The sequence below is a fragment of the Mesorhizobium sp. M0276 genome (assembly GCF_040321755.1).
Classification (GTDB): domain Bacteria; phylum Pseudomonadota; class Alphaproteobacteria; order Rhizobiales; family Rhizobiaceae; genus Mesorhizobium.
The window spans coordinates 19767-38871 of record NZ_JAMYSC010000041.1; the positions used below are offsets into that span (position 1 = coordinate 19767).

The 19105-nt window shown below is 60.6% G+C and carries 9 protein-coding genes and 1 pseudogene; 7 read left to right on the plus strand and 3 right to left on the minus strand.

Annotated features, from left to right (window positions below):
- Positions 1–407: 407 nt before the first annotated feature.
- The 3 genes from NKJ01_RS26485 (at position 408) to NKJ01_RS26495 (ending at position 4165) form a co-directional block, all read left to right on the plus strand.
- On the plus strand, positions 408–2996 hold the full coding sequence (locus tag NKJ01_RS26485) for an EAL domain-containing protein (protein WP_352732469.1): 2589 nt from the start codon (positions 408–410) through the stop codon (positions 2994–2996).
- Between the two features lie 399 nt (positions 2997–3395).
- Positions 3396–3599, plus strand: coding sequence for a hypothetical protein (locus NKJ01_RS26490; RefSeq protein ID WP_352732472.1), 204 nt, complete (start codon positions 3396–3398; stop codon positions 3597–3599).
- A 233-nt stretch (positions 3600–3832) separates the two neighbouring features.
- Positions 3833–4165, plus strand: coding sequence for a hypothetical protein (locus NKJ01_RS26495; RefSeq protein ID WP_352732475.1), 333 nt, complete (start codon positions 3833–3835; stop codon positions 4163–4165).
- Between the two features lie 947 nt (positions 4166–5112).
- Here the strand turns inward: NKJ01_RS26495 and NKJ01_RS26500 are convergent.
- The 3 genes and pseudogenes from NKJ01_RS26500 to NKJ01_RS26510 all read right to left on the minus strand — a co-directional run.
- Positions 5113–5232, minus strand: a pseudogene (locus NKJ01_RS26500) (TetR/AcrR family transcriptional regulator); the annotation flags it as partial.
- A gap of 137 nt (positions 5233–5369) precedes the next feature.
- Positions 5370–8480 carry an efflux RND transporter permease subunit gene (locus NKJ01_RS26505; RefSeq protein WP_352732478.1) on the minus strand — a complete coding sequence of 1037 codons (3111 nt, stop codon included), beginning with the start codon at positions 8478–8480 and terminating at the stop codon, positions 5370–5372.
- A 2-nt stretch (positions 8481–8482) separates the two neighbouring features.
- Positions 8483–9610, minus strand: a complete 1128-nt coding sequence (locus NKJ01_RS26510) for an efflux RND transporter periplasmic adaptor subunit (RefSeq protein WP_352732481.1) — start codon at positions 9608–9610, stop codon at positions 8483–8485.
- Between the two features lie 282 nt (positions 9611–9892).
- On the opposite strand from NKJ01_RS26510, the gene NKJ01_RS26515 reads away from it, so the two are divergent.
- From NKJ01_RS26515 to NKJ01_RS26530, 4 genes are all read left to right on the plus strand, one after another.
- The gene (locus NKJ01_RS26515) at positions 9893–10471 is read left to right on the plus strand and encodes a TetR/AcrR family transcriptional regulator (RefSeq protein WP_352732484.1); all 579 of its coding nucleotides are present in this window, start codon (positions 9893–9895) and stop codon (positions 10469–10471) included.
- 46 nt (positions 10472–10517) lie between these two features.
- Entirely contained in the window at positions 10518–11807 is a 1290-nt protein-coding gene (fabF, locus tag NKJ01_RS26520) for a beta-ketoacyl-ACP synthase II (protein WP_352732487.1), read from the plus strand.
- 50 nt (positions 11808–11857) lie between these two features.
- Entirely contained in the window at positions 11858–12706 is an 849-nt protein-coding gene (locus tag NKJ01_RS26525) for an alpha/beta fold hydrolase (RefSeq protein ID WP_352732490.1), read from the plus strand.
- Positions 12707–12823: 117 nt separating this feature from the next.
- Positions 12824–19099 (plus strand): RHS repeat-associated core domain-containing protein, encoded by a 6276-nt coding sequence (locus tag NKJ01_RS26530; protein ID WP_352732493.1) that lies wholly within the window; start codon positions 12824–12826, stop codon positions 19097–19099.
- Positions 19100–19105 lie beyond the last annotated feature (6 nt).

Consider the following 19105-nt stretch of genomic DNA (forward strand, 5'->3'; position numbering starts at 1 on the left):
TGCCGCGCGATACTTCTGCCCCGGGCCCGGGGCCGCCATCAGCAGGTTGGAACCTCCTCGATGCTCAAGACCACCGGCAAGTTCCGCGGTTGCTGACGGAATTGCATATGCCGCTTCATGTCCTCGCGGCCGCCGGCCGTGCCAAAGAAAAAGCGAAGCGCGATGATACGTTGGCGGCGTGATGCCCGCGTCGAAACTCGCCTGCCGCAGTGCCACGCCGAGCGTGAGAAGTTGCGGCCGCCGGCATGTCTTCCCGCCGCCACCTAAGAGGAGGCTGCAAATTGCACAAAGTACCGTCTTAAGCCCGAATTAATACGTCATGTGCGACATTAAAGGAATTCACTCCTAAATTCTCGTTGAATTGGCGTACGTGGGGCGGGATTGGCCGTATTGTGCCAGTGTTTTACATGAACCACCTGAAGGGCGTTAGCGTTAGGACCAAGCTTTCGCTGGGCTTTGGTTTGGCGTTGCTGTGCATTGTGGCAGTAGGGCTATTTGGAGTCGCGCAGCTGCGATCTCTCAACGAAGTCACAAGCGAGATCACCGCGGTTTGGTTGCCGCAGGTCCAGGTCGTGGAGGAGATGAAGCGCAACCTGGCGGAACACCAGCTCTATGCGACCCTGCGCATGCGCACTGACGATACTCAACAATTGCTCGGCATCAATGACAAGATGGCGAAGGAGAGCGATGAGATACTCCGAGGTCGGCGAGCCTACCGCAGGAGTGCCGGATCGCTGGCCGAGCAGGACCTGTTCGACCAGTTTGTCTATCTGTGGACGGCCTATGAAGATTCCCTGACGTCGATTTTCCCGCTCCTGGAAACAGGAGAGCGATCGAGGGCCTTTAAAGAGTTCGAGACAGTGTCGCTTCCAATTGTTGCCGAGGCGGCTCAGCGACTGGACGGCCTGCTGGCCCTCACCAACCAGCGCAGCACTGCTGTCGCAGCGATGGCCGATCGCAGCTACAGCGTCGCACAGCGGCTGACCTGGATAGCGATTGTTTTTGCGGCCGCGTGTCTTGGCGGGCTTGTCGCCTGGATTCACCACAATGTCAGCAAGCCGATCCTCGCCGCGAGCGAGGCGATGCACCGGTTGACGCAAGGCGACCGCCGCTCAACCCTCGTTGCGCTGAAAAGCGATCGGCGCGACGAGGTTGGGCTATTGTTCTCGGCGTTTGCCGGCTACCGTGCCAGCCTGGAGCGCAGTGACGCCTTGGCCCGCGAGGCCGAACAGGAACGGCAGCACCTAGCAGCCGCCGCCGCCAACATGCCCGTGGGCCTATGCATGTTCGATGCCGGGCGACAGCTGGTTCTTTGCAACCAGAGTTACGCTGATCTCTACAACCTACCGGAGGCCCTGACTCGTCCAGGCACGCAATGGGCCGATCTGATGCAGTACCGAATTTCGGCGGGGCTGTACGTTGGCCAAGACCCGGGAAAGTATCTGCAACAACTCTCTGAGACCATCGACCGCGCTGAGCGCGTGGAGAGCTTGGTGGAGTTCAATGATGGACGGACCATCGACCTCATCCACCAACCACTGCCGGGCGGCGGGTGGCTCGCCACCCATCACGACGTGACCGACTTGCGCCGCAACGAGGCCCGCATCTCTCACATGGCACGCCATGACGGGCTTACCGACCTTCCAAACCGCATATTGTTCCGCGAACGCGCCGAGGAAGCCCTCGCCGAGATGGGACGCAGAGATGGCAAAGTCGCCTTCCTTTGCCTTGATCTCGATCATTTCAAGATGGTCAACGACACGCTGGGGCATTCGGCCGGCGACGCCCTTCTGAAGGAGGTTGCCTCCAGGCTGAGGCGGCTGGTCCGCGATGATGACACAGTGGCCAGGCTTGGGGGCGACGAGTTCGTGATCATTCAAAGGGAGGCAGGTCAACCGGTCGAGGCAACCGCCCTCGCGCAACGGGTCATCGATGCGCTCAGCGCGCCTTATGTAGTCGACGGTCATGGGGTCGTGATCAGCGTCAGCGTCGGCATATCGATTGCGCCCAACGACAGCAGGAACACCGACCAGTTGCTCAAGAACGGCGACATGGCGCTCTATCGGGCAAAGGCCGAGGGACGCAGGACGTATAGGTTCTTCGAGTCGCAAATGGATGCCCGCATGCAGGCGCGGCGATTTCTCGAACTCGATCTGCGCGAAGCGCTGGATCGCGGGCAATTCGAGATCTACTACCAACCGCTCCTCAATATCGGCCGTGGCGAGGTTAGCTGCTTCGAGGCGCTGCTTCGCTGGCATCACCCGAGACGCGGCATTGTCTCCCCAGCCGAGTTCATTCCCCTGGCCGAGGAGATTGGCCTGATCGTCCCGGTCGGGGAATGGGTGGTCAAGCAAGCCTGTCTGGATGCGGCACGCTGGCCCGATGGCATCAAGGTCGCCGTCAATCTGTCGCCCATGCAGTTTCGCAACTCGCGCCTGCTCTCGGCAATTGTCGAGGCGCTCGATGTCTCGGGACTGCCCCCGAACCAGCTCGAGCTTGAAATTACCGAAACGGTGCTGCTGGCCAACACCCAGGCGACGCTGGCGATGCTGCAGCAGATTCATATGCTGGGCGTGCACATCGCGATGGACGATTTCGGTACCGGATATTCGAGCTTGAGCTACCTGCGCTCGTTCCCGTTCGACAAGATCAAGATCGACCAATCCTTAATCACGGACGTGGGGGGCATCGACAGTTCTGTTGCCATCATCCGAGCCATCACGGGTCTAGGCAACAGCCTCGGAATGCGGACCACCGCCGAAGGGGTTGAGACGGTGGAGCAGCTCGACCGCGTCCGACGAGAAGGCTGCACGGAGGCGCAGGGCTTCCTGCTCAGCCGCCCGCTGCCTGCCCGGGATATTCCCAAGATGCTGGAGCGGGTGCGCGCTGTAGTGGCGGGCGAGATCATCGAGACTGCACCCGACGCGGCCGGCGGGCGCAACAGAGCGCAGTCCTCCGCTGGCCGGCGTTTCAGGAATGCGCCTTCCTCCGCTTAGCCGGAAGCGAATTGATCGCCGTGATGCAGTCCCGGCCGTCTCCCGGATGGCTGCCGCAAAGCGACACGCCGTGAAGCCAATCACTTCTTGGCCGCGCCTTTCATATCCGCACACATTCAGCCGATAGCTCAGCGCACCAGAGCGAACCTCGATCGCCTAATGGCTGCGAGCGTTTTGACCAAAGTAAGGCTGGCTGAACCAACCGCTGAGGCGAAAGCGGCCATGGCGCAATCACCGGATCCCGTGGAAGGGAAGTGCTATGACCATTCGAGAAGCTACACTGAGCAGGGGTGAGTTGAACGCCATTGATCTGAGGCGAAGGGGCGCCCGAGGTGACCCTTGATTGGAACCATTCTGTCCTGAACGAGTTTGGCGCTCTGGAGTGGGAGAGTTCCAAGCATGGCCGAGCATTATCAATCAGGGCAGACGTCGGCTGCGCACGCTGTTCGGCGCATGATTGCGTCCGATGAGACCCGTCATTTCCTCCACAAGGTGTTAGATTTGAAGGTCGAGGCGCACCTACCTGGCGCCATTGGGGCACTCCTTGCTGTGCTTGATCAGAAAGGACAAGACGAACCGTCCGAAACATCCGAAACCCCCTGACCTTTCCCCTATTGCTCCCTGTTGGTTCCATGTCACCGACGTGATGGGCGGCGCCCTCACTGGCATCTTAGGTGCCGTCTTTCGAATCGGGCCGCGGCTTTGCGAACGACCATCTGGCCAAATGGCTTTGAATAAAAGTTAGCAATCGCTTAATTAATCGCTGTTCTCCCTGAACTCGCCGAGGTGAGCAGGGTTTTAGGTGCATGTCACGATCACGATCATGAGCGATTTGAATGGAGCGAAAACCGAAAATCGGAGATGAGATCACGCTATCGGCCATCCTGAACGTGATGGAGGACGGCGTTTCAAGCGTTAGCGTGCCGACCTATAAATTCCCGCTTGCCATCGACACGCCGCAGAAAGCCAAGGTAGGTCAGAAAGTCGAAATTAGTGGTTTCGCGACGCGCGTTGTTCAAGAGGATGGCAAAGTCACCGTTCGTATCGATGGAGGCGGTCTTGTCACTGTTGATATGGATTCCATCGCTAAGGTTTCAGCGACACCGCGGGGTAACCGTGCGCGAGTAGTTCGCGCAACCTTCCTGCGCGACAACGCCATAGGGCGATGACGAACGTACGTTAGCTTGTGCTTGCGGGGTGCCCGGACCGCCCCTGCCGGCGCCTTCGATCCCAGCGATACCAGCTGGTTTAGGGCTGAGATCGAAGAGGACGAACTGGCTGGGATGGATAACCGCGTCGATTAACTCCTTCGCGGTAGTCGTTGGCTTGTAGACCGCCTGAAGCCTCATTGCCGCGTCCGCCTCAAGGAGAAATCCAGGATCTATCCTATTGGGCAGCCAACCGGAGCGTGCGCAAAAGGCGATTGTCAGCCCGACCAGGTTGACGTACCTAGCGGATCCGACGCCGACCGCAGCCAATGAAAGTGCGCCTGGCCGATCTCCGGATCAAGGCCTTGCCGCGAGTGCACGAGATCGACTGATCCGCGAGTTCCACGCCCCTCTCAAGGGAAGAGAGATTTTGTTGCGTTCCGGCAACAGATCGAAGATTGCACCCCAATCCGCCCGGCCGGCTGGCCTAATAGTCGTCATTTGACGACTGGTCGCATCATCCTCACTCCGCTTATCTTCGTTCGGAGCGGATCGAATCTGCGGAGGCCACATGTTCGGTCGGTGGATAGGGCTCGCAGGCCTTGCCGTCATGGCCCTGCTGGTGCTGACGGGCGCGGCGGCGGCGCAGGCGGTCTGCGGCGTAAGCGCAACAGGCGCCGAGCCACAGGGCAGTGGCGGTGCGACCGTGGACGGCTCCACAGGCTCCTTTGCCTGCGGTCCCGGCGCCACAGCTGTCGGCAACTCTACTTCTATTGGTGTGGATGCCGGAGATAGCGCCGCCCCCGGGAATGAGTTCAACGTCTCTGTGGGCACTAGCGCTGGCGGAGTCGTGAATGGTGCCAACAACACGGCCCTCGGCTCAGCGGCTGGCGTCCATGGCCGGTCTCCTTCCCGGCCAACAGAATCCCGCTTGGTTACCAGAGCGTTAACGATTCATGATTCCGCCCTGCGATATCGGCAACCGACGTCTTTTGGTAGCCGATGCGGCGAAAGTGCTGCTCCGCCACCTCCAGAATGCGCCGGCGCACCTCGTTTCGATCAGGTGGCTTTCGAACCGGGCGATCCATCGATGTCTCCAGTGCTGATGCTCTTCGCGGCTCGCGTGGACAGTCATCGGCAGACGGTAAGATCGTGCAGGGGGCTTGCAAGTTTCAGGCAAAGCCAGCGGGCAAGAACTTGAACCGTCTTTTCCGACAACAGTGCCCTATTCGGCAGCCATCGCTGTTTGCAATTCCGGTTCTTCGGTCGAAGCCTGATGGGCCTCATCCGCAGTCGGCTTGATCCGGAACCAGGCGGCATAAAGAGCGGGAAGGAAGAGCAGGATCAGCACCGTGCCGGCCGCCGTGCCGCCGATCAGTGTGTAGGCCATCGATCCCCAGAACACGGAGTGCGTAAGGGGGATGAAAGCCAGCACGGCGGCGAGAGCGGTCAGGATGACGGGCCTCGTGCGCTGCACGGTGGCCTCGATGACGGCGTGATAGTCGTCAAGACCGGCAGCACGGTTCTCCTTGATCTGTTCCGTCAGGATCAGCGTATTGCGCATCAGGATGCCGGCCAGTCCTATGAGGCCCAGAATGGCGTTGAACCCGAAAGGCTGGTTGAAGGTGAGCAACATCGGCACGACGCCGACGAGCCCAAGCGGTGCCGTCAGCACGACCATGAACATCGTCGAGAAGGATCGTACCTGCAGCATGATGACGATCAGCATGGCGGCGATCATGGCCGGGAAGATCTTGCCCAAAGCAGTGTTGGCCTTGGTCGCCTCCTCGATTGATCCACCCATTTCGATGCGATAGCCGGCCGGAAGGGAAGCGATCAGCGGCTGCAGGGCCGTCATGATCTGCTTGGAAACCTCTGGAGGCTGCGTTGCCTCATTGATATCCGAGCGGACCGTGATGACCGGCAGACGATCGCGGCGCTTCAGGATCGGCTCTTCCAAGCGGACCTCCGAATGACCGATCTGGTCGAGTGGAATCTGGCGGCCATCCCGGCTCATCAGTGAGAAATCCGCCAGCCGCGACGGATCCAGCCGCTCAGCCCCAGCGCTGCGCGCCACGATCGGGACATTGCGAATGTCCTCGCGGACCTGCGTGACGGGAATGCCGGTGAGCAGGAACTGCAGCTGCTGGGCCACCTCCGCCGGCGACAGCCCGATGAGGTTCAGCCGATCCTGGTCAGGAATGAAGCGCAGTACGGGCGTGCGGTTGCCCCAGTCGCGGTTGGCCTGTCGCACGTCCGGGACGCCCCGCATGATAGCGAGGGCCTTCTCGGAGATGCTATAGAGTTGCGCGGGATCAGGCCCGATGACCCGGAACTCGACAGGAAACGGTGTGTAGGGTCCGAAAACGAGCTGCGTGACGCGCACATTGGCCTCGGGCGCGAGCCCCTGCGATACCGCCTCCCGGAGCCGGTGCTTCAGCGCCTCGCGCGCCTCGGCGTCCGGGGTCAGCACGACGATCTTGGCAAAGGCGGGATCAGGCAGTTCCGGCGCCATCGCGAAGAAAAAGCGCGGAGCGCCCTGACCGACGTAGCTTGTCACGATCTTGGCTTCGGGCTGGCCGTCCAGCCAGTGCTCGAGCTTCTCCACTGTGGCGGTCGTGGTCTCCATGCTGGTGCCTTCCGGCAGGCGAACCTCGACCAGCACTTCGGGGCGGTCGGATGTCGGGAAAAATTGCTGTTTCAGGCTGCCCATGCCGACAACCGAAAGCGCGAAGACGATGGCGACGACACCGCAGGTTACGAACTTGTGGCGCACGGCAAAGATGATGAGCCGCCGTAGGCGCCGATAGTTCGGTGTGTCGTATATGGCGTGAACGCCGCCTTCGACCGGTTTGATCGCGGGCAGCATCTTGACGCCAAGGTAGGGCGTGAAGACCACGGCGACGATCCAGGAGACGATGAGGGCGAACCCCACGACCCAGAAGATGTTGCCGGCGTACTCGCCGGCCGTCGAGCGTGCGAAGCCCACGGGCAGGAACCCAGCGATCGTCACGAGCGTTCCCGACAGCATCGGCGCCGCGGTATGGCTCCAGGCATAGGCCGCCGCCTTGATGCGATCCATGCCCTCTTCCATCTTCACCACCATCACCTCGATGGCGATGATGGCGTCGTCCACGAGAAGACCGAGCGCCAGGATGAGGGCGCCGAGCGTGATGCGATCGAAGAACCGGCCGGTCTCCAGCATGATGAGGAACACGGCGGCAAGCGTCAGCGGGACGGCGGCCGCCACGACGATGCCGACGCGCCAGCCCATGCTGAGCAGGCTGATCAGCAGCACGACGCCGAGCGCCATCGCGAACTTCAACATGAACTCGTCGACCGCCGAGGTGATGTTGACGGCCTGGTCGGACACCTTGTCGAGCGTTATCCCAAGCGGCAATGTCCGTGCGATGGCCGCCGTCCTGTCCTCCAGCGCCTTGCCGAGCGCGCGACCGTCCCAACCCTCCTGCATAACGGCCGCGAGCATGATGGTGGGCTCGCCCTGACGTCGGATGAGATAGGTGGGAGGGTCCTCGTAGCCGCGGCGGACCTCGGCAACGTCGGAAAGCTTCAGCGTCCGCCCCCCGGCAACGATCGGCGTGTCGGCGATAGCCTGGACACCGTCATAAGCGCCGTTGAGCCTGATGAAGACCTGCGGCCCCTGAGTATCGATCGAGCCCGCCGGCGTGACGGTGTTCTGCCTTTGCAGGGCCGCAACGATATCTTGTGCGGACACGCCGAGGGTTGCCAGCTTGGCATAGGAAAACTCGACGAATATCTGCTCCGGACGTTCACCGAGTATGTTGATCTTCTTGACGCCAGGCACGTGCAGAAGATCCTGGCGAATGGTCTCGGCCTGCCTGGCCAGCTCACGCATCGGCATGCCTTTTGCCTTCAGCGCATAAAGGGCGAAGCTCACATCCGAATATTCGTCGTTGACGAAGGGGCCGTAGACGCCGGGCGGCAGGTTGCGGGCTTCGTCCCCGAGCTTCTTGCGGGCCTGGTAAAATTCTTCCTGCACGGCGGATGGCGGCGTGCTGTCCTTCAGCGTGACCGTCATATAGGCGTATCCCGGCCGCGTGGTCGTCTCGACCCGATCGTACCAGGTGAGCTCCTGAAGCCGCTTCTCCAACGGCTCGGCGACAAGGTCCTGCATCTCGCGGGCCGTCGCGCCCGGCCATGCCGTCGTGACCGTCAGGGTCTTGATGGTGAAGTTAGGATCCTCCGCCCGCCCGAGCATAAGGAACGCGTAGGCGCCAGCCGCCACGAGCAGGAGGATGAAGAACAGGGTGACGGCGCGTTCGCGAACGGCGATCGCTGAAAGATTGAGGTTCATTGTCAGTTGCTCCCGCTTTCGGAAGCAGTCCTGACGCGAGCGCCCTCCTGCAGAAGATGAGCGCCGAGCGAGACAATCTGATCGCTGGAACCCAATCCGGAGATCACGGCGGATTCGCCGGTCACACGAACAAGCTTGACCGGTTGAAAGTGTACGGTCGACGTGCCGTTGTCCAAGACCCAAACGCCGGTCTTCTTGCCGTCGTCGAGCACTGCCCCAAGCGGCACCTGGACTTCCGGCTGACTTGCCTGGGTTGCAAGGCGAATGGTCACCGTCGCGCCAAGCGGCGCTGCCGCTGCCTCACCGTCAAGCACATAGCGGGCCTCATAGGTGCGGGTCTGGGCATCGGCGGAGTTGGACAATTGTCGCAGATGTGCCGCGTGGCGTTGCTCATCACCCCCGTAGACGCTGGCCTCGGCCGCGGAGCCGATCGCCGGCCGGATCGTTTCGGGAAGCGCGACCACAGCTTCGCGGGGGCCGGCCTGGGCGACACGAACCACCGCCTGGCCGGCAGAGGCGACCTGACCAGGCTCGCCAAGCGTATCGACCACTGTTCCATCGGCATCCGCGACCAGGACCGCATAGGTCGCCTCATTCTCCGCGACCTTCGCTTCCGCTTCGGCGGCGGCGAGCTGGGCCGTGGCGGTATCCATTGCGGCCTTCGCCTGCTCGTACCGCTGCCGGGGGACCCATCCGTCTTTCAGCAGATTGGCGTATCGCCGTTCATCCGGCTCGGTCTGGGCGACGATCGCACGCGCGGCGACAACGGCATTATGCTTTGCAGTGAGCGCGAGACGAAGGTCGGTGTCGTCGATCCGCATCAACGGCTGACCGGCTTTTACCTGCTGACCGACATTCACGAGCCGTTCGATAATCTTGCCGGGAACGCGGAAGCCGAGATTGCTCTCCACCCTTGCCCCTATGATGCCCGTGAAGCTGCGCTCGGAACCGCTCACCTGCGCTGCCGTCGCCAGTCTGACGACGGGCGGCTCCTGCCTCGGGTCGGTCGCGGCGGAAGCTTCCTGCGCGGAACTGGCAAATGTGGCGAATGCCGTCGCCGCTGACACCGCGATCAACCCTGACCCCGCGATCAGGATCGCACCCAGCATAATAACCGGTCTCTTTTTCATGCCCATCGCCTCACGTCGAAATAGATTGCGTTCATTCTCTATGCTGTGTCCTGCGTCGCCCGAGATTCTGCGGACCATCTTCGTATCCCCTTGTTAGATTGTGGTCGAACTCTATACCATTTAGATTTCGTGCGCAATCTAAAAAGACGACATATTCGGTCTGCGGCAAACCGCCACACCGGTCACGTGGCGAGCATCCGTCCCGCATCTCCTCTTGATAGATTGCGTTCGGTCTCTAACTGAGATATAGATTTTGTACGCAATCTAAATATGGAGATGATGATGCGCGTAAGTCGCGTTCAGGCTGAGCAGAACCGGCAAACCGTGATCGATGTGGCCAGCCGGCTTTTTCGGGAGCACGGCTTCGACGGCATCGGCCTCAAGGATCTGATGAAGGGCGCCGGGCTGACCCAAGGCGCTTTTTACAAGCAGTTTGAATCGAAGGAGGACTTGGCGGCACAGGCATCTAGCCGGGCGATGGAACATGCGACCAGCAGATGGTCGGGTGCTATCGCTGCGAAACCGGAGGATCCGCTTGGCGCGGTGATCGACCTTTATCTCAGCACGGGGCATCGCGAAGAAAAGATGGACGGCTGTCCGGTTGTTGCCCTCGGCTCGGATGCTGCCAGGCAGGGCAGCGACGTCAAAGCATCGTTCGAATCCGGAATCAGGGAATACCTCAAGATGTTGGGACCATGGGTCGGCGAGGCCGGCGGCGCGCAGCCCAGCGGCAAGGCCAAGGCCATTCTCTCGATGATGGTCGGTGCGGTCGTCCTCTCGCGCGCGGTCAACGATCCGGACCTCGCCAAGGCCTTTCTCGATGCCGCAACCGATCAAGTGCGCAAAGCAGTCGCGGCTTGAACGGCATGCACAGCACGACCGAGACGCCCAAGCCATAGGAGAATGGATGCGACGGATTGTGGTTACGGGCGTAGGAGCGGTCACGCCGCTGGCCGCCAATGTCGAGGCGTCGTGGTCGCGTCTCCTGGCCGGTCGCTCCGGGGTCCGGAAGCTTCCGGACGACATGGTGGGGGACCTGCCGGCGAAGGTCGGCGGCGTGGTCCCCTGCGTGGAAGAGGACCCCGAGTCCGGGTTCGATCCCGAGATGATCTTGGCTCCGAAGGACCAGCGCCGGGTGGACCGCTTCATCCTTTTCGCACTGGCGGCTGCGGACGAGGCGCTGGCCCAGGCCAGATGGGCACCCGTCTCGCAGACAGACCGCTTGCGCACGGCGACGATCATCGCTTCGGGGGTCGGCGGCTTCCCGGCGATAACCGAAGCCGTGCGAACGGTTGATCAGCGCGGTGTACGCCGTCTTTCCCCCTTCACGGTGCCATCCTTCCTGGTGAACCTAGCGGCGGGCCACATCTCGATCCGCCATGGCTTCAAAGGCCCGCTCGGCGCGCCGGTCACGGCGTGCGCGGCCGGCATCCAGGCGATCGGCGATGCGGCTCGCCTTATCCGCGCCAATGAAGCCGACGTCGCCGTATGCGGCGGAACCGAGGCATGCATGAATGTCGTCAGCCTTGGTGGTTTTGCGGCGGCACGCTCTCTTTCGACCTCCTTCAATCACCGTCCCGATCAAGCCTCTCGTCCATTCGACATGTCACGCGACGGTTTCGTCATGGGTGAAGGAGCCGGCGTGCTGGTGATCGAGGATTTGAACCATGCGCTCGCGCGCGGCGCCAAGCCGCTCGCCGAGCTCGTCGGCTATGGCACGACGGCGGATGCACACCACGTGACTTCCGGTCCCGAGGATGGCGATGGCGCGCGCCGTGCCATGGAGATCGCAATCGCCCAGGCTGGCATCTCGCCGCATGAGGTTCGTCATCTCAATGCGCATGCGACCTCCACGCCGGTGGGCGATCTCGGAGAGATGGCGGCAATCAAAAGCGTCTTCGGCGGGGATTTCAATATCGCCGTCAGCGGCACGAAGTCGGCGACCGGGCATCTGCTCGGAGCCGCGGGTGGGCTTGGCGCGATCTTCACCATCCTGGCGCTCAGAGACCAGGTAGCCCCGCCCACTCTCAATTTGAGCGCTCCCGATCCGGCCGGTGACGGTATCGATTTCGTCGCAAGCCAGGCCCGGCCATTGGCGATGGATTACGCGATTTGCAACGGCTTCGGCTTCGGAGGCGTCAATGCCAGCGCCTTGTTCCGGCGCTGGGACGACGAAACTGGCCGGCGCGCGGCCTGACTGAGACCACCTTGTCCTCATTCCCGACATACACAAAGAAGAGAGCTGAAATGCTGACCTCGCCCAGACCCAACCTTCTGCAGATATCGGACACGCTTACTCTGCGTTATGAAAAGACCGGCAATGGGCCACCATTGGTCCTTATGCATACGATCCGCACGCAGCTCGAGTACTTTCGCGGTTTGGCACCCCTGCTCGCCGAGTCGTATACGGTGTATGCCATCGATCTCCCTGGACACGGTCATTCGCCGATCGACCCACTAGCGCCCTTCGATGAGCCGTATTTTAGGCAAGGCGTCATCGGCTTCATCGAGAAGCTCAACCTCACCGACGTCACGCTTGTGGGCGAATCGATCGGCGGTGCATTGGCTCTCACGGTCGCGGCGGCAATTCCGCAACGGGTCAAGCGCGTCTTCGCCAGCAATCCCTATGACTACGAAACCCGTTACGGAGATGGACTCCGACGTGGCAACTGGCTCGCGAATTTCATCATCGGAAGTTTGCAAGTCCCAGTTCTAGGCCCATTCAATGCCTGGATGGAAAACCAGATGGTACTCGGCAAGATCATGGGCGGTGGATATCACGATCCGCGCAAGCTTCCTTCCGACCTTCTCGCCGAGTTCGGCCGCGTCGCGAAGCGCCCTGGATACAAGCGCATCGCTCGCAAGGTGCTCGCAGGCTGGCGATCCTGGTCCGCGGCGCGGGACTGGTATCGGCTCGTCTCTGCACCCGTGACGCTCATCTATGGCGACAGCGATTGGTCGCGCCCCAACGAGCGCGAGCGGACCCGGGCACTGCTTCCCAACGCCCGCATGTTCACACTTAAGAACACTGGGCACTTTTCAGCGGTGGAGAATCCATCGGAACTGGCGCGCATCATATTGGGATCTACTGGTTGAGTTGGGTCCTCAGCGTCGTTCCACAAATAACTCTGTTGATAAGTATCCTATTACAGTTTGCGTCGTATTCCCAAAATGAAAGATGAGTACCGATAGGCAACTTGGCTTGGGGGACTCATGAAATGGTTTCTTGTTGGCGCCGCAGTGCTTGCCTTGAGTGTTGTGGGTGCGGATATTTCTGCTGTCTCTTATATTAGCGGAAGTGCAGGGATAGTAGTGTTCGCGCAGGAGAGCCGGGGCTCTTCCGCGGCTACAGGAACATCTGCTGCCGGCTTCGGCAATGGCGGCGCGGCGCTGGGATCAGGCGCACAGCCGGCAGGTGGCACGCCAGCGTCGGGCACTGCGGCGCCGGCGGCGGGAGATGCAGCATCAAGTGCGGCAACCGACAGCCCGGATGCGGCGGCCAAGGTTGACGCCAAGCCGGCGGATGCCAAGGCGACAGATACCAAGGCTGCGGATGCCAAGAGCAGCGGCAAGGCGGCCAAGACGACCGATACGGAAGCCGCCGCCGAGGCGCCGGCCGCTGCAACTACGCTAGCGACCACGACCACGACCAGCGGCGATCCAGAAGCCATTGGCACGCCGAAGGTGGATCTGCCGAAGAGTTCGGGCAACGGCAATCTCGGTTATTCCATCGGCATCGATGTGCCTGCCTTCCATGGCATCGAGCCGCAGATCGCGCTGAACTATAACTCATCCCGCAAGAGCAAGCTTGGTGGCCTTTATCAGGGCTGGCTCGGCTATGCATGGGGGCTCGACGGTCTCGATGTCATCGAACGGGCCACGCCGGGCTATGGCATGCCGGCCTACGATGCCAACGACATCTACCTGCTCGACGGCCAGGCGATGATCGCCTGCGTTGCCGGGATGGTCTCGCCGTCGTGTGCGACCGGCGGCACGCATGCGACCGAGAACGAGAGCTATCGCCGCATTGCCCTGAACGGCACCACCAATGAGTGGAAGGTGACCGATCGCGACGGCACCGTCTCGACGTTCCGCTCGGTGGCGGCCGTTGCCAATTTGACGCCAACCGCCGGCACGCCGGCCTATGACCTTGCCATGAGCTACCGCTGGCTGCTGACCTCGGTCGCCGACACCAACGGCAACAGCGTTTCATACAGCTACACCTGTCCGGCCAGCCCGGTCTGCTATCCCGACAGCGTCAGCTACAACGGCACCATCGTAAAATTCTACTACGAGACCCGTCCCGACCTGATCCTGATGGGCAATGGCCGCGACATCTCTCTGACCAGCCAACGCATCAAGACGATTGGCATCACCGTTAGCGGCGCGGTGCGCGGCGCCTACAAGCTGACCTACGACCAGGCACCGTTCTCCAACGCCTCGCGGCTGACCCAGGTCACCCGCTACGGCACCGACGCAACAATCGCCGCCGATGGCACCATCGGCGGCGGGACGTCGAAATCGCTTGGACAAATGGCCTATCAGGATGCCGGCTGGAACTACACCACCGTCAACACGCCGATCTACGAGCACATCCCGACATCTGGTGACAATCCAGCTTACGCGAATCCAAAAGAAAACCTCGATGTCGACTTCGACGGCCGAGATGAACTTTGTTGCGAATATGCTGAGACGACGACGACAACCACCAACGGAGGAGGAGGATCGACCGGAGATCATGAAGTATTGACGTCGAAGAAGACACAACACTACAAAAGAATAATAAAATTCGGCAGCAATGGTGTGCCTTTTGACGTAGCAAGTTTGTTTGGCAGTACAACTTCAACAACGACGTCATCACTCGGCACCGATCTTACACCGAAAGGTAGCTCTGTGTTGACCGTCGTGGGTCCTGGACGCTTCCTGGCGACCAAGAACGCGATGGATTTTGCCCAGTATCAGAATACGAAAACAGCTTCCTGTCATAGCACGCGTGATAATGGGGAGGTTTGCACTTACACTTACTCAGCGACCCCTTCGCTGGTGCTGACGGACGCCAATCTCGCGATGACAACTGTTGCATGCAGCCCAGCGCCTGTGGGCTATGAGGCCCTGTGCAGCAGTTTGCCAAGCTACAGCAATGTTTCCACTCTTCCCGCAAATCCGTCATTCGCGGCTGACACGAATGGCGACGGAATCGATACTCTCGAGAAACGCACCACATTCACCGACACCAGCATGGGCGTTGGTGATTTTCTCGGCAATGGCAAGCAACAACCCTTGTTCATTGTGAGTACCACCCTCAAAAAGGGCGTCCTTTCCAGCGGCAAATGGCAAGCAGGCGGAACTGCCTTCAACATAAATTGCCAGTTTGACACAGTCTCGAATCCTGGCTCCTGCGTCTTTGCGGACCTCAACGGCGACGGTGCCACTGACGTTGCCAGGTATAGATCAAGCGCCGACGAGATCACCGTATATCTGTCGACCGGCGTTGGTTTTAAAAGCTTCACAGCTACGGCCAATATTCTTGGCGGCAAGGCAATTCTGGGTGATTTTGACAATGATGGAAAAACGGATGTTTTTACGCTGAGCGACAACGTTGTTGTGGGCCCGGGTGAAACACGTTTGATCAAAGTTTACTCTCTTCAACCCTCCTCATCCACGACTTACGCTGCGGTCAATCTCCCGCGGCCAGCATCGATTCCAACAGTCGGGGACGTAATCGGCGACTTCAACGGCGATGGGCTGCCGGATTTCACCAACTATACCAGCATGATCATCTCGAATGCCGGCACCGGCAATCCGAACCTGGTGAAGCAGATCACGACGGAGCTGGGAGGGACGGTAGCGGTCGAGTACACGCCGTCGTCGACCTGGACGAACAACTACCTGCCGCAACTGGTGCATGCGGTGTCAAAGCTCTCTGTCGCTGATGGCCGCGGCCAGACGGCGGTGACCACCTACACCTATGCCGGTGGCAAGTACGACCCGGCGGCGCGCAAGTTCCTGGGCTTTGCCTCGATCGTCGAGACAAAACCGCTGGCCAATGGCGAGACGGCAGCCTCAAAGATCGAGACCACCTATCGGCAGGATCTGGCAAGCTACGGCCTGCCAGCGCTGACAGTGTGGAAGGATGGCACTGGGACCGTGCACAAGCAGGTGGCCGAGACCTATGCGGTCAATGCGGCGACAAAACCCTACACAGTGCAGAACATGGCGACCGACACGACGCTGACCGAGAACATCGCGCGCAACTTGCGCGTCGAGCGGGGCTTCGATGCCTACAACAACGTCACCAGCCTCAAGGACTATGGCCGCACCGATGTCGGTGGCGACGAGACCTGGACCGAGCGCTTCTTCTCGCCCAACACCTCGGCCTACATCGTCTCGGCGCTGATCGCCGAGCGCACGCATGCCGGGCTTGCCGGCACGGATCCCTATGTCAGCTACAGGCACAATTATTACGACGGCAACACGACCGACGTCTGGGCGGTGCCGACCAAGGGCAACCTGACCTGGGTGCAGACCTTCAGCGATGTCACCGCGGGCAAGACGGTGAATCAGTATTTTGCCTACGACGCCTATGGCAACAGGACCGCGGCCATTGACGGTGTCGGCAACAGGACCGAGTGGGATTACGGGACGACCTATCACATCTTTCCGATAACCGAGCGGGCGCCGCGCTATTTCGCAACGGGCGGACAACCGGCCGACACGCGCTTCGTCTCAACCGCCGCCTACAATGCGGTGTGTGGCCTGCCAATGACGAAGACCGACCCCAACGGCATCGTCAGGACCTTCGCCTACGATGCGTTCTGCCGACCCTACCAGGTCTCACAGAACGTGCTGGGTGCCTATGTCAGGACGCAGTTCTTCAACGAAGGCAATCCTGCGGCGCAAGCGCTGGTCAAATACACTCCCCTGCCCAATGGCGCGGGTGAGGACTTTATCGTCTCCTATTATGACGGCCTTGGCCGGGTTTATCGGGTGGAGGCTCCCGGCGAGACGGCGGCCGGTGCACGACGCGTCGTCGAGACTGACTACGATGGGCGAAGCAATGTGCTGCGCACTGCCTTCCCGCGCTTTGTCGGCGAGGCCGCGCAGTGGACCACCAACTTCTATGACTGGGCCGACCGGCTGACAAAGACAGTCAATCCGGATGCCAGTCAGCGCAGCTATCTGAACGAATTGGCCACTGCTGCCGCCACCACTCCACGGCTGAATGCCGTGACAACGACTGACGAGCTTGGCCATCAGACCAGAACGGCGTGGTCTGCGCACGGCGATATCGCGGGTGTCGTTCGCGACTTTGCGGGGCTTCAGCTTGCCGATATCCGCACCTTCGATCTGCTCGGCCGCTTGATCGGCGTCACCGATCCCGGCGGCTCTACCTGGACCTACACCTACGACATGCTGGGCAACAGGCTGTCGGCGTCCGATCCCGATCTCGGCACCTGGACCTATGTGTACGACGCCGCCAACCGGCTGGTCAGCCAGGCCGATGCCAGGGGCACGGTCACCACGCTCAGCTATGACCAGATGGACCGGCTGACGCTGAAGACGGCCACCGCGCCGGGCGGCGGCCCGGTGACGCTGACGCAGAACACCCACGACCAGGCGGCATCAGGCTACTACAACATCGGCCAGCTGACCCGCTCGGAAAACGCCGCCGCCGTCCAGCTCTACAATTATGACGGTCTCGGCAAGGTTGCCCGTCAGGATGCCACCATCGCGGGCATCACCAACACCACGTTCAACGTCCACGACGGCTCCGGCCAGAACGTATATGTCCAATACTTCCCCGTTCAGCTCGACTTCGGTTCGAACACCAACCACTTGCAGTACACCGCCGGCAACAGGCTCTATTCCGCTCCCGGCTTCATCACCTCGACCATCTACGAGGCTGACGGCCAGACCAAGGAGATCACCTACGCCAACGGCGTAAAAACGTCCTTCACCTACTCGCCGACACGGCGCTGGCTGACGCGCATCACCAACGCATTCGGCGCCAGCATGCTGATGGACCGGCAATTCACGCGTGATGCTCTCGGCCGCATCACCAACATTGTCGGGGCCGCTCCCCCAGGCAGTTGGAATTATGTCTACGACAATGCCGACCGGCTGGTCTCATCAGACAATCTCGGCGACAACACGCTCGACGAAACCTTCGCCTATGCCGCCAACGACAACATGATTTCGCGCACGCGTGTCGCTGGTACCTATGTCTATCCTTCGGCGAGCGCAGCTCGTCCGCATGCGCCGGTCTCGGTCGGCGCCAACGCGATGGCCTATGATGCCAATGGCAATCTGACATCGGACGGCAGCCGCACGCTGGTCTGGGACGAGGCCAACCGGCTGAAGACTGTCACGCGCGCCTCCAACACCGTCAATCTCGCCTACGGCCCGGACGGGGCGCGTGCCAGGAAGTCATCGAGCTTCGCCACGACGCTCTATCCCGACGCCAATGTCGAGATCAATCCGGCGATACCCGGAGCAGAGGTTTATACCCGCTATCCGCATCCCGACATCAAGGTCGTCGGCACGACCAAATACTTCCTGCACCGCGAGCATCTGGCCTCCGTGCGCCAGGTCACCGACATGTCGGGCACCGTCGTCGACGGCACCAGCTACGCCACCTATGGCGAAAGCCTCAACACCGGCTTCCAGACGCAGAAGAACTACGTCGGCGAACGTTTCGATGCCGAGACCGGACTGCTGTATCTCAATGCACGCTACATGGATCCGGTGCTGGGGCGGTTTATTTCGCCGGATGATTGGGATCCGACCAAGGAAGGTGTTGGCACCAACCGGTATGCCTATTCTCAGAATGACCCGGTCAACAAAAGCGATCGGAATGGCCACGGATGGGAAAGCCTATTTGGCGGAGGGGGTATTTTCAGCGGAGGCCCTGGAGCTGTTGCCGCCAGAGGTTACATCGGCAATCAGGCCGACATATCTGGACATGCGGGCGTTGATGCCGCCGTTAATACAGGAAAAGCGATTGTATCGGCTACTCCGGTCGGAGACTTGCAATCGATATACGAGGGAGTAAAAGAAAAAGATAAGGGAAAAATTGGGCTAGGCGTGGCGGGCCTTGCGCTGAGTGTGGCGCTACCCGAGGAGAAAATAGGGGCAGCGTTAGTTGAAAATGGACTAAAAGCAGTCGTAAAAGAAACCCCTCTATTATTGAATCCATCAATAAAAATTACTGCAAAAGGTTTGAAGCATACCGTAGATCGTCATACAATTAACAGCATATCGAAGTATGCGGATAAAAGTAAGTTTAGCAACGGTGAGGATGTAGAGTCATTAATAGATTTGGCGACGCAGCAAAAGGCGACCGTGCAGCCAAATGGAAACTTTGTTCGCACCCTTGACGTGAATAGGGATATTGGTGTTGACAGGTCAACAGGACAACCGACGTCGGTAATGTCTGTTGTTACCAATCCAAAGGGTGAATTGGTAACAGCCTTTCCAGGGAGGCCATAGAGTCTA